This is a genomic window from Jejuia sp. G7-7 (assembly GCF_055808955.1).
On sequence record NZ_JBVVSZ010000001.1, the window covers coordinates 1,485,790 to 1,498,910 of the forward strand.

A 13,121-nucleotide genomic window follows, 5' to 3' on the forward strand; every position below is an offset into this window, starting at 1 on the left:
CACCTTCATCTTAAATAAATTTCAATTAATTAAATAATATTTTTTTATAACTATTATTTATTTTAATGATATACATGCCATTTGAAAAGTTAGAAATATCTATAGTTTCCCCATTTCCAGATAATATTTTGGCACCTGTAAAATTATAAACATCCCAGTTTTCTGAGTCATGATTTTTTAGTATAAATACGCCACTTCTACTCGGGTTTGGATACACAGCAAAGGGTTCGTTTTGTTGAAAATCATCCACAGACAAACCATCTTGAGCAAATGTTGCTGTAATATTTAGGTTTGAATTTACTGTTATTGTTAACGGATTTTCTGTACTAACTATATCACCAGACCAACCTTGAAACACCCAACCCGCATCAGGATAAGCATTAAACGTAACTTCCTCATCTGTAAAAACAATACCGCCAGAAGGAGAAACCACACCAGAACCTTCAATAATATTAGTAGTTATGGTATGCTCTTCAATTCCTGCCTTAAGTACTAACTCCAAACTACTAATTTCTACAGTACCGCCCAAACTTGACCTATTAGCAACCTCAACATTAAAAGAATCAATGGTTCCATTCCAATCTGCATCTGCACTTAAATCTACAGTATAGGTATTAAAGGATGTTTCATTAATTCCTGGACGAAAACGACGCTGATTTTTTACACCATCTTTATACCAAACAAACCAAAACAAATCACTATCCGTTACGTTTTTAATATCAATCTTAAACCTATCAAAATTATCAATATTAAGTGATGTGTCATAAATAAGGCTTGGAAAATTACCGCTAATAGTCATATTAATTATATCTCCAGCTATTGTAGTTGACATTTGAGATGTGGAAAACTGTTGAAAATCATCGTTAGTTGTCCATATATATTGTGGCGTATTTAATACCGTTACTAAATTAGTATTGGTCCTAAATTCGATTTTTTCAAATGCAAAAGAAGGGATTTCTGTATTCAAAGTAATTACAGACCCTGATTCACCATCTGTTCTGGCTGTTGTTTCAATGCTTTTCCATTCACTATAGGTATGTGGGTTTGGATTATCATAAGCTTCATAAGCAGTAAAACCAGCTTCAGTTAAAATTCTATCTGGAGAACCTCTATCATTAAATCCACTTTTTACATAACCTAATCCAGAATTATCATCTAAGAAATTCTGAAGTTTATTATTAGCTTTACTATAAGAAAGGCTTCTGTAATACAACGTTGTACCAAGAGGCAATTCTGATGTAAAAGATAGGTTTACATTTTCACTATCTCGATAGTTTAAAGAACTGTTGTTGTAATTATAAAGCAACACATCGTATTCTGTGGCATTTTCTTTTTTAGCAAAAATGGCATCCAAATCATTTGTAGAAGTTTGCGGAGTTCCAGAAACAACTGTTGTATAACGATCCTTATCATTCATTGTATTTAATACAGTAATTCCTGGAGGATCTTGAGACCCTGTTCTATTACCCCATCTGTAAATTAAATCTAAGCCCTTGTCTTTATTTTTATAATAAATGTTAGAAAAATACAATTCTACAATTTCTGCATGGGTTGTTTCTGCATTGATCAACCCTTTGTCATCAGCACCATTCATAGTAGTTACTGTAGCATACTCCATTAAATCAATAATAGCATTATCATTCCACTTTGGATGATTAACCAAATCAGCAAATAAATGATCATATTTAATGCTCATATTACGTAAAGTACCACTACCTAAAACCACGTAGTCAGAGACTCCCCAAAAATCGTATCTCACATTATTATCTGCACAATATTCTATTAAATCTTCTGCAAAAGAAGCAAAAGGTTCTCCTTTATAATTTAAGACAGATCCGTCTTTATACAAAAAATCAGGAGCTCGAGTATGCAAACCAATCACAGCATTAGGTAAAACGGCTCTTACTGCTTTTTCAGTATTTTCAAAATGCTCAATAAAATCTTGTTTGGTGCCATACCAATGCTCTGGAGTTTCAATTTCTGATCCTACTCTAAATCGCCAAGACAACACTTTTCTTCGCCATAAGTATTCACTAAATGCGTCATTAACGCTTTTATATAATCGTGATAAGCTTGTTTATCAGCTGGAGGTAAAGAATTTCCATAAATAGATATTTGTTCATCTTCACGAAAATTAATATTGTCTCTTGTTCCTTCTGGAATGAAAGTGTACCCATGTTGAAAAGCCCATGAAGGTTGGTCTAAAACGATTTGATGAATTTCTGTTTGAGAGTTGATGATTTTATCTAATCTATCTGTTAAACGTTCAAATCTATACACATAAACATTATTTATAGAATCATATAAACAGGTATCAAAGTCTAAATCTTTTACATTTTCTCCATTAACAACTTTTTTAATACCTCCTATCATTCTAACCGTATTCATCTTCAGTCCTGGACGAATATTGGATCCATTTGTTGGACTAATACGATTTGCGACAGACCATATATTATGCAAAGGCTCATTTTGCTTAGAATTATCTGTAAAATCTGTAGAGAGTGTGACTTGTGCATCAATATTTGATAAGCCAAAAAGCATCCATATTAATGCTAAACTTGTTTTAATCTTTATTCTAAAGAACATCTATTCATTTTTAAACTGTAACCTATTTGATACAACTAGGCAATTTAATTGTATTTACAATCAAAAGTGTCCTGAAGTGTCCTGTTATAAAATTTAATTTTCGTGAAGAATAGAAAAACTACCTATGTGCGCCAATTGGCTTTATTGATGTTTCATTTTTACCATTTACACGTGTTTTTTGCTCCACAAAGTAAGGTTGGAAGGTATAGTTTGATGCTGAATCCCATTTGGAGTTTTCTTTAGGCAACAAGGCTTTCATGCTATTAATTTCTGAAGTATATTTATAGCTATCGGCCCTATTGAACCATTCGTTTGGATCAACATCGTGGTCGTAAAGTTCTTCAGTACCATCTTCATAACGAATGTACCTGTATCCATCTTTTTTATTGCATGGTTGTTCATTCCAAAAGTTGTAATTGCATAAGCATCCCTGATACCTTCATCTTTTTGCATCATGCTTACCAAGCTAGCACCTTCATTTTTAGAATAGGCGGGCAATCCGCTCAATTCCAAAAGTGTGGGATAAATAGATAGCATTTCTACAGGTGCTTTAATCTTCTTTCCTTTAGGTAAATTTGGGCCCGTAAACATCAAAGGTGCTTTAGTTGCCGTTTCCCAGAGCGCATGTTTTGCAAAGGTGCCTTTTTCGCCTAAGCGATAACCATGATCTGACCATAACACAACAACTGTATTATCGGCATATTTACTTTGTTCCAAGGCATCTAAAACGCGACCTAGTTCATAATCTACATAACTCATACAGGCTAAATAGGCCTGTATGATTTTTTTCCACTCACCACTTTCTTTAGCCCATTCTGTTGATGGCATCATGGGTAAATCATTTATTTGCAACCCTACTGGCGGAATATCATTTAAATCATCAGATTTATATGGTGGTGTTTTAATGTCTTCTAAAGGATATAAATCAAACCATTTTTGAGATACATACAATGGCACATGAACACGTAAAAAACCCAGCCCCATAAAGAAAGGCTTATTATATTTTCTGCTTAAACGCTCAATAACCCAATTTACAGATTGATGGTCTGGCATTAGGGCATCACTATCAGGAAATACGCCCCAATCTGTGCTTGTTCTTCCATGTTTTCCTTTTATACCTTTTCCAAAACCATCCCAAACAAACCGTTCTTCTGGATAAGGGCCAAAACCTTTTACACGTCCTCCAGATTCATTAAACACACTATCTGGTGCATGTATATGGAACAGTTTACCTATTCCCATGGTGTGATAGCCATTGTTCTCAAAATATTCTGGTAAAAAAGTAATATACTTTGTTGCTGGATTACCTTCTCTACGTATTTTATCATCAGGTGTCATTCCATAAATACCAGTTGTTGAAGGTCTTAAACCTGTCATTACAGACGCTCTAGAAGGGCCACACAAGGGTGCTTGAACATGTGCATTAGTAAACGTAACTCCCTTAGCTGCTAGCCTATCAAAGTTTGGGGTTTTTACATTTGAAAAGTTGTCAATTGGACTTATCCAACTATTTAAATCATCAACCGCTATAAATAAAACATTTGGCTTCGACGCTTCATACTTTACTATCTTCTTTTTTCATTATTACATGAAAAAATAAACGTTAATATCACCAATAATACAAGATGATTTTTTTTCATAATACGCATTTTTTTATTCAGCTCTAAAGGTGGCGATTTTTTGTTTTAGTTTTTCAACTATATCAGGGTTATCCTTCGCAATGTTTTTTTCTCGAAAGGATCTTCATTTATATTAAATAATTGAATTTTTTCTTTAGCTTTTCTAAGAGCATCAGGAACAATCAATTTATAAGGTGGAGCTATGGCTATATTGTAAAACATGCTTGACTCTATGGTATCAAAGTCATGCGCGTAGATTTCTCCAAAAATAGCCTCTCTATTATTAAGTACTTCGTGATCTAAAACACTAATACCAGATAATTTTTCAGGCTTATCCATATCTAACAAATCTAAGACAGTTGTTACCATATCTATACTACTTACTACTGTTTCAGTATCCATTTTTGGTTTAATTTGCCCAGCCCATTTGTACATAATTGGAGTGCGCATTCCTAAATCATATGGAGCACGTTTAGAATTTTTCATGTAACCACTTTTAGTTGGGTCTTGAACCCATCCATTGTCACATACATATACAAATAATGTGTTCTCAGTTAAACCTCTATCTTCTATCACATCAAATAATTCGCCACAGGTTTCATCAAACCATTCACACATAGCCCAGTACTTAGCAAGATGCTCAGATTCTGTTTTCTTTTGATATTTTTCCAATAAACGTTGTGGAGGATTATGCGGTCTATGTGGTAAAAATGGTGCGTACCATAAAAAGAATGGTTTCTTTTCTTTAATGGCTAAATCAACATAACTTGATAATGTATCCATCCCTTTACGTCCAATTTCTAGACCGTAATCTCCATGACGTCCTCCTCTGCTTGGGTCGCCATGCGTCATCCCATTATCAAAACCACCATTTTTATGGTTTCCAATCCACCATTTACCTGTTTGAAATGACAAATAGCCTTTATCTTTTAATAAATCTGGTAATGTTGTTAAACCTTTAAAATTCTCAATAACTGGTTCATAATTTTTAGAACGCCACTCATTTCTATTAGCTCTTGTGTTACCAGGAAGCACTCTATCATTCCCTAAAACACCATGATCTTTTGGATATAATCCTGTAATTATAGTTGCCAAAGAAGGCGAACATAATGATGTTGGAACATAACCTCTAGTAAACGTTAAACTTTCTGAAGCAAATTTATCTAAACGCGGTGTTTCAATGTTTTCATCTCCCATAAAACCATAATCTGTCCAAGATTGATCGTCTGAAAGTATAAACACAATGTTAGGTGGCGTTTGTACTTCATCTGACACTTCATTATTAACAGTCTCACTTTTTGTCTTATTACCACAAGACAAAAGAGAACCTATCAGTAAAAAAATAAGAAATAGTGATTTAGTTGTTTTCATATTATGCGAATTAGATAATGATTTTATTCAATTGAAATTTTAAAGTTTTCACTATTTTCAACATTATTCCAATTAATGAATAATGATACCGAGCCTTCTTGTGGTTCTTTGATAAATGTTGGTTGCGCATCTGGTCCAAACTCGGTTGGTTTTTTCCATTTGGAACCAATTGCTGAAATGGAATTAAAAAAATAAAACCCTGCTTTATCAGGATATTTCCATGATGCAAATTTTGCGTTTTCACCATTTACAGGGTTCAGTACACCCAAAATAACATCGCTATTATTTTGAAACCCTATAGAAACGTTATCTTCTAGATGAAACACAGCCCATTTCCAAGGTGCAAAATAGCCTTCAAACTCAGGTTGATTATAAACTTCACCTGGAATGTTAATTAATTTATCCACTCCATACACATCATACAGACCGCCATCCATTCGATTTTTCCAAATTCTTGCAGGCCCTTCACCTAGCCACCTTTTACTTTTTACTGCATCTGCGTTTACGCTCATACCTATTCCTGCATATTTGTAAATGCCCTCTTGTGGGGAAAATTTATAGTCTAGTTTTATTTCTCCCGATGGTTTTATAGTCCACTTTATAGCATCAAAACCATTACAATTGTGGCTTTCTACAACAAAATCTTCACTTTCTTTTTTTACTAAAGCCTTAACTTCAAGTTGATTTTTTCTTCTACTTTCGACGAATCAGCCAGTTTTACATCAATAAAAGGAAAGTTTGTAATACTCGTTTGCTTTCCTTTTACTGCTACTTTTTTTAACACGGCGCTATGCGCATCAAATAATATAGTGGTTGTACCCAAATAAAAAAGGAACGGATTATTTTCATCCTGTTTTACTTTATTTCTTTTTGACGTTTGAAAGAAAATCGATTCTTTTTCTAGCAATAATCGCTTTTCATAAACTAAATGCCCTTTATTATCAAAAGCCTCAATAGCTAACGCATCGAAATTAGGATGATTTTTTGGTAAAACTATCCTTAACTGTCCTGTTTTATTAGGTGAAACATTAGGCGCAACTATTTTATTTGAAGTTACCGTTCTATGCCCTGATGCCGATGTATTAGGCGTTTCGAAAGCTATGAGTTTCCATCGAAATTCACATTCCTTTAAATTGACAAAATCGAACTTATTTTTAATGGTTAATTCGCCATTAAAATTTGACGTAATTATATCTTCTTCTATACTTACAGGCGACCATATTTCTCTAACCGCATAAAAACTTCCGTCTTTTTCTGAATTAGTACCAACAATACCATCTGGTGCATTATTCCCTTGATGAAATGGTTGATTGTTCATATCGGTTCTTCGCAAACCTTCATCAAAAAGTGCCCAAATCATTAATCCGCCACCAACTTTTGATGCTTCGATGGCGTCCCAATAAGTTTTTAAGTTTGCACCACCACCGCCATCATATAGCGCATGCAAGGCTTCATTGGGTAACACAATATGGTTTTCTTCAAATAAACGTTGCTTTAATAAATTGTAACTTGGATAAAAATTAGTTTTTACAATGTCAAAATCTGGAGCATACCCCTTATAAATATCACCTGTTTTGGTTTCGTTTTTTAAAGGACGTCGTTTTTGGATATCCCATTTAAAAAAATCTTCATCAAACTTAGGATTATGTGCTAAGTGATTTCCATTACTCCATAGTATAACCGATGGATGATTTACATCTCTTACCACCAATTCTTTTACAATTTTGCTCCCAATTTCATCTGGAAGTGCATGCCTCCAGCCTGGTAATTCATCCATTGCCATTAAGCCCAAAGAATCACATAAATCTAAAAACTCTGCATCTGGCGGGTAGTGACAAATACGTACCGTATTAAAGTTCATGTCTTGCATGAGTTTTATATTATCAAGCATATCTTGCTTGGTTAATGTACGCCCTGTTTCTGGTCTAAAACTATGCATGTTTGCTCCTTTTAATAAAACTCGCTTGCCATTTAAATAAAAACCGTCGTGATCTCGGACTTCAAAGGTTCTAAAACCAAATTTTTGTCTATACGTATGTAATATTTTCTTTTTTGTTTTAAAGTAACCTCAACACTATATAAGTTTGGGTACTCATGAGACCATAATGCAATATCTTTTAAAGTGGATTCTAAATGACCTTTATTTTTTAAAACTTTTCCAGAAAATGATTTCCCTACTTTTTGATTATTGCTGTCGTAAATTTGTGCTGTTAATGATATATTTTCTTTCGATGTATCTGTAAACACATCCATTTTAAAGTCGCCTTTCATCTGAGCATCAATAGCAACACGCTTTATAAAATTTACTGGTACCTCTTCTATAAAAACAGGCCTAAAAACGCCTCCAAACAACCAATAATCGGCAATACGTTCGGCTTTAACAACTTGAGGATGTGTGGCTGGTTTTAAAACTTCCACCTCCAAAAGGTTATCTCCGGTTTTTAAAAAATTTGTAATTTCATATTTAAACTCTGTAAAACCACCTATGTGAGTCTCTCCAACTTGTTTACCATTTAAGGTAACGGTAGTCTCTGTCATAGCGCCCTGAAACACTATAAAATAACGTTTATCTGATTTTAAATTGAATTTAAAACTATGACGATAAAACCCAATTTCAGGTTTTGTTTTATAATCCTTATGATCTTTACCATAGGTGTAATAGCCAAAGCCTTTGGTTTCCCAATTTGATGGTACAGGAATGGTAGTCCAATAGCCACTATTGCGTCCTTCAGACATTTTAAATTCCCAGTCAACAGCAGTATCGGCATAGGTACCGGATAAGTAGGTTTTTGTTTGTGCAATTAAACTACTAAAAAAGAAAAAGTTTATTAGGACGATAAAATATGTATACCTAGTTATTTTCATTGATAAACCTATTTTATACGTTTCAATTTAAATACATTAATACTAATAGGTCCCAATAAACCTGATGTTTTTAATTCATCATCCTTGTCCCAATGTTTCCACGAAGAGAATGTTTGCCTTTTGGAATCTCGAGATTCTGGATTTGATAACCAACTAGGAAGCGCTTTGGTTTTATTACCTCTACGCTCGTAATCTAAAGGCTCTTTTTCATCGCCAATTAAACGATTTACCCATAAATTCGTGATTTTTAGTGTTATTGTATTACGACCTTTTTTCACATAATCACCAATAGCAACTCTAAAGGCGCTTTCCATAAAGTGCTTACTTTTTTATCGTTTATAAAAACTTCGGCAACAATGGCTACACTTCCTAAATCCAATTCAAAAGCATTTTCTTTAGTCAACTGTTTTTTAGATAGAGTAAATTCTTTTTCATAAATGGCAGTTCCTGAAAAATGCTGAATTTCTTCTTCTTTTGCTTCTGACCAAGATGTTAAGGTCTTGTATTTCTTTTTGATTGAAGTACCGTTTTTTAAAGGAAATGTTACTTCCCAATTTCCAGACAGTTCTATTTGCTGTGGAACTGTTACTTTTATTTGATTTGATTTCCCTAATGCCTTTGTATAAGATAAACTTCCAGAAAAAGGGGTTTTCCAAATGGTATGGCCATTAGCTTTGTAAATTTCTGATGAAGATATAGACCTATTTAAATTTAAAAATTCGCCTTCTGGAATTATAGTGGTTCTTGAATTACCATCGGTTTCAAATGTAATTTTTAAGAAATTATCAGCATTTTTTAAAACTTTACCATTTACAAATTCATCCGTAATTTTAATATTTAAATGTCCTGAAGCTACCAGATTTACGATGTTTTTGGTAACATCAAAAGCTTCAAAGTTTTTAGGCACACCTTTAGTTTCTGCTTTAAATTTACCAAACACCGCAGAAATTATTTTAAGAGGTTGATTGCCTGCATCAATAGTAATAAACTCTCTTTCTTCGGCATGAATATGCTCAATTTTATCACCAATTTGATATGCCATTCGAAACTCTTTAACATAACCCATAGCAGGATCGCAATCGCAAAAGGCTCTAGACATCTGAAAATTTAGTTTTCCATCATTTACTTCGGCTGCTACTTTATCAGTAATATCTACCAAACCTTCTTGTAAAAAATTACCATAATCTGCTTTTATTATTTTTAAGTTAGATAATGGCGTTGGTGTTGGTATTGCTAATTTTATATCCGCTTCAACAATATGATTTTCATCTGATGAATTTTCTTTAAACACTACAAAAACAGCTTGCTCACTATCTAAAGTAATAGGGACATTAACAGTACCATCATCATTACTTTTCCAAACTGCTAGTTTTTTAATCTCGCCCGTTTCAGCGTTCCAAATTTCAGGTAATTTGTTAGCAACTTTAAAACGGCCCGTAAATACTACTTTTCCTTTTTTGCATTGGCAACAAAATAGATATCGGCTTCTTTTGTTCTTCTGTGTATAAATCCAACGTCTTCCATTTTGGCTTCAACAATAAAAAAATCTGGGGTTATATGCTCCTTACTTAAGAAATTATCAATGGAAATATCTTTTATTAAACCTTTATCCCAAAGTGCGTTGGCTGTTGTTCTTATATAAGTATCACTTTCTGGGTAATGGCTCAGACTTGGCGAACGCTTTGGTTTATTACCAATAATTTTTGCGCCTTTTTTAACTAAAGCATCTATTATTTTTAGTGTTTTAGGGGTTATCCAATCGCTTTCTGGTAAGCTTAGTACTTCGTAGGCTACTCCAAATTTTGTAACAATTTTACCGTTTTCTACGGATAATTCTCCAAGTTTATTAGCACCAATTAAATCATAATCGTAACCAGATTTCTTTAATTCTGGTAATAAAAAAGCGGTGTTAGGAGATGAATCGCCGGTAAATACCAATACATCTGCAACATTAGTACCTTGTTGTAATAAATATTGTGATTTGGCAATATAATCTAAATACGATTTACTTTGTGTCCACCAGGTATTCAAACGGTTAAAATCGAAACCGTGATAACTTAACGCCATTCCTGGTCCAATATCCCAAGGTTGATGCACATAAGTATGAAATATAAAACGAGTAATCCCTTCTGTCCAAGCTTTATCTCCAATAGATTTAATAGTTGCAGGGTGTTTATCCCAACCGCCAATGCCAGTAAAGGATTCTGCTCCAACAATGCTACTTCCATTTAAATGCGCTATGGAAGATACAAATTTTGATGAGTCAAAAAACGGATAACCACCACTCCAAAACTCGCACATTACAATATCGCCTTTTGCACCAACTTGCATATTATCAAAAGGGCCCCAATAGGGTTCTACAGAAAATTTTAGTTTGTTTTTATGGCACAATTCTGCAAAATACCCATAGTAGTTCTCGGCGATTAAATCGCCAATGGTTCTTCTGAAATCCCATTGAAAACGTTCGGTAATATCCCCACTTTCTACATAATAGCCTGCTAAAGTTGGTAAATATGATGTTAAATCGTACCCTCGTAATTTTTTAAATTGATGCTCAAAACCAGAAGTCCAATTTTGCGAACCAACCTCGTAACTATCAATTAAACAATTATTTACAGTTTCTCCAACTAAATCTCCTAGCTTATTCAAAATGGGCTGTACGCCTTTATTCCAATACTCATCTAAAGCAGCTGTAGACATTTTATCTACTTCTAAACCATGTCCACCATCAACAGCAGGTCTGTTTTTTGAACCATTCGGTGTATGCCCAATTCGTAAAATAACCCATTCACCTTTTGGAATGTTCCATTCTAAAACACCATTTTCAGAAAACTTAGATGTAATATCTATAATACTTTCTTTCTTTACAATGACTGCTTTTGGAATTTCTTTGGTATCTGGCAATAAATGATTTCTGATTCTATCTGATAATATTTTATAATCTAATCCATCAATTTTTATAGCTTTTTTAGGTTTTGGAAATGCTAAAACAGCAATGTCGTTATAGTAACTGAATTTAGTTTCTGGCTTTGGAAGTTCGCCTTTAAATTTTTGCTCTCCATTAACAATAATCTCGCTAAAAACTACGGTTTGCATTGCGTTTTCTTCTGTAACCCACGGTCCTCCACTAGACGACCAACCCGCACTATTATGAAATGCTAATTCTAAATCTAATCGTTTTGCTTCTGAAGCTGCAAAGTGAAATAAATCTAACCATTCTTCACTTAAATAGGTAATTCTGCCCTTTGGAAAACCCAAGTGCACATTAAACAACTGCGCTTCTTGAATACCCGCTTGTTTCATGGCTTCCAAATCTTTTGTAATTCCAGATTTGGAAACATTTCCACTAATCCAATGCCACCAAGTTCTGGCTTTGGCTTCGATTGGAGGTGATTTAAAACCACTTTCTAAAACATCTATTACTAATTCTTGTCCTTGAACACATATAGAAATTGTCAGAAAATAAAAAAACAGTAAAAATTTTAAAAACCTAATTGTCATTTTTTTCAATTTTTTCACTTATCAAATCATTGTATTTTCAAACCAAATAATATGCAAACATTTAACGTTTAAATCATAATTTTCTTAATCCATATTTTATGCAAAGTACTCTTACTTAACATCATCATTATTACAACTAAACTTAAACAACAAAATATTTACTACCAATAAAACTACGATTACGTATACAACTGTTATCATTCACTTAATATTAATCTATGAACAACTCATCTATAAATGGGCCGCTTTCTCCTGTAGTTTCTATTTTAATATTATTAGCTCCTGCCTTTAAAGTAATAATGGTTGGCACAAATTTCCATTGCTTTTCCCATCCACCAGTTGATTTAAATTCTAGAGTTTTAATGTACTCATCATTTACATATAATTTCATTGGGTGTTGTTTTCCTTTATTGTTGTGCATATACCTAAAACGCATACTGTAATCGCCAGCTTCCCCATCATTTTCTTGATAAAATGTTACAGCACCTTCTTTTCCATTAAACCTCACAAATCCGCTACCTTTATAACGATGTGCCTCATCACTTACTATTGCTTCTCCTTCAAGAATGCCTTCTTCGGCTGAAATGTTTACACCTCTACCAATCCACATATCTTTGGAATGTTCATTTCCCCAAAATAAACCTTCATTTTCACCAAAAGTTTCTTCCATGTTTATAACGACTTTACCGTTTTGTCTTACCACAGCTTTTACTATAGTACCACCTTCGACTTCAAAAGTTCCTCTATAAACCAAACCTTTTGTTTCTGGATTTTCGCCATTGGTTGTATACAAAATTTCTAAATCTTCAATCGTTGGATTACCTAGAACGTTAACTTGTTTAGCATCAATTGAAATTTTATTTGAAGTATATAAAGCTTTATCCCCTAAAATGGATGCTGTGATTATTGAAGCATCTTCAGCATTGGGCAATGCTCTTAAAAACAATCTTGTTTTTCCGAAGAATAAAGCTCTAAAGTCTGATTTTGTTCTACTTGTTGGGTCTATAGGATTTCCATTTTCCATAGAAATTTTCTTGACATCACCTTGAATACTATAATAGACTTTATTTTCCCCGTAAGGATATAAATTATCATTTTCATCTAATCCTTCAGAAGTAATAATATAACTTGTGGTAAAACTATCTTCAGCATCTAATTTCTGAATAGTTGTTTTCAATT

General features: G+C 33.4%; 12 protein-coding genes. All 12 read right to left on the minus strand.

Going from position 1 to position 13,121, the window contains the following annotated elements:
- Positions 1 to 25: 25 nt before the first annotated feature.
- Positions 26 to 2,008, minus strand: coding sequence for an InlB B-repeat-containing protein (locus tag AC0L5U_RS07365; protein WP_473415598.1), 1,983 nt, complete (start codon positions 2,006 to 2,008; stop codon positions 26 to 28).
- Positions 1,987 to 2,586 carry a hypothetical protein gene (locus tag AC0L5U_RS07370; protein ID WP_473415600.1) on the minus strand — a complete coding sequence of 200 codons (600 nt, stop codon included), beginning with the start codon at positions 2,584 to 2,586 and terminating at the stop codon, positions 1,987 to 1,989. The genes AC0L5U_RS07365 and AC0L5U_RS07370 overlap by 22 nt, the downstream gene beginning before the upstream one ends.
- A 118-nt stretch (positions 2,587 to 2,704) precedes the next feature.
- Positions 2,705 to 2,845: a hypothetical protein gene (locus tag AC0L5U_RS07375; RefSeq protein WP_473415601.1), complete on the minus strand. Its 141-nt coding sequence runs from the start codon at positions 2,843 to 2,845 to the stop codon at positions 2,705 to 2,707.
- Positions 2,842 to 4,155, minus strand: a complete 1,314-nt coding sequence (locus AC0L5U_RS07380; protein WP_473416202.1) for a sulfatase — start codon at positions 4,153 to 4,155, stop codon at positions 2,842 to 2,844. The genes AC0L5U_RS07375 and AC0L5U_RS07380 overlap by 4 nt, the downstream gene beginning before the upstream one ends.
- A 128-nt stretch (positions 4,156 to 4,283) precedes the next feature.
- Positions 4,284 to 5,576: a sulfatase-like hydrolase/transferase gene (locus AC0L5U_RS07385; protein ID WP_473415603.1), complete on the minus strand. Its 1,293-nt coding sequence runs from the start codon at positions 5,574 to 5,576 to the stop codon at positions 4,284 to 4,286.
- A gap of 23 nt (positions 5,577 to 5,599) precedes the next feature.
- On the minus strand, positions 5,600 to 6,088 hold the full coding sequence (locus AC0L5U_RS07390; RefSeq protein WP_473415605.1) for a hypothetical protein: 489 nt from the start codon (positions 6,086 to 6,088) through the stop codon (positions 5,600 to 5,602).
- A gap of 149 nt (positions 6,089 to 6,237) precedes the next feature.
- Positions 6,238 to 7,620, minus strand: a complete 1,383-nt coding sequence (locus AC0L5U_RS07395) for a glycoside hydrolase family 2 TIM barrel-domain containing protein (protein ID WP_473416205.1) — start codon at positions 7,618 to 7,620, stop codon at positions 6,238 to 6,240.
- Positions 7,548 to 8,441, minus strand: a complete 894-nt coding sequence (locus tag AC0L5U_RS07400) for a sugar-binding domain-containing protein (protein WP_473415607.1) — start codon at positions 8,439 to 8,441, stop codon at positions 7,548 to 7,550. Before AC0L5U_RS07400 ends, AC0L5U_RS07395 begins: the two co-directional genes overlap by 73 nt.
- 8 nt (positions 8,442 to 8,449) lie before the next feature.
- Entirely contained in the window at positions 8,450 to 8,755 is a 306-nt protein-coding gene (locus tag AC0L5U_RS07405; RefSeq protein ID WP_473415608.1) for a hypothetical protein, read from the minus strand.
- A complete protein-coding gene (locus AC0L5U_RS07410; RefSeq protein WP_473415609.1) occupies positions 8,716 to 9,732 on the minus strand; it encodes a glycosylhydrolase-like jelly roll fold domain-containing protein in 1,017 nt (338 codons plus the stop codon). The genes AC0L5U_RS07405 and AC0L5U_RS07410 overlap by 40 nt, the downstream gene beginning before the upstream one ends.
- Before the next feature lie 152 nt (positions 9,733 to 9,884).
- Positions 9,885 to 11,942, minus strand: coding sequence for a glycosyl hydrolase (locus tag AC0L5U_RS07415; protein WP_473415610.1), 2,058 nt, complete (start codon positions 11,940 to 11,942; stop codon positions 9,885 to 9,887).
- A 211-nt stretch (positions 11,943 to 12,153) separates the two neighbouring features.
- The gene (locus AC0L5U_RS07420) at positions 12,154 to 13,119 is read right to left on the minus strand and encodes a chitobiase/beta-hexosaminidase C-terminal domain-containing protein (protein ID WP_473415611.1); all 966 of its coding nucleotides are present in this window, start codon (positions 13,117 to 13,119) and stop codon (positions 12,154 to 12,156) included.
- Positions 13,120 to 13,121: the final 2 nt, after the last annotated feature.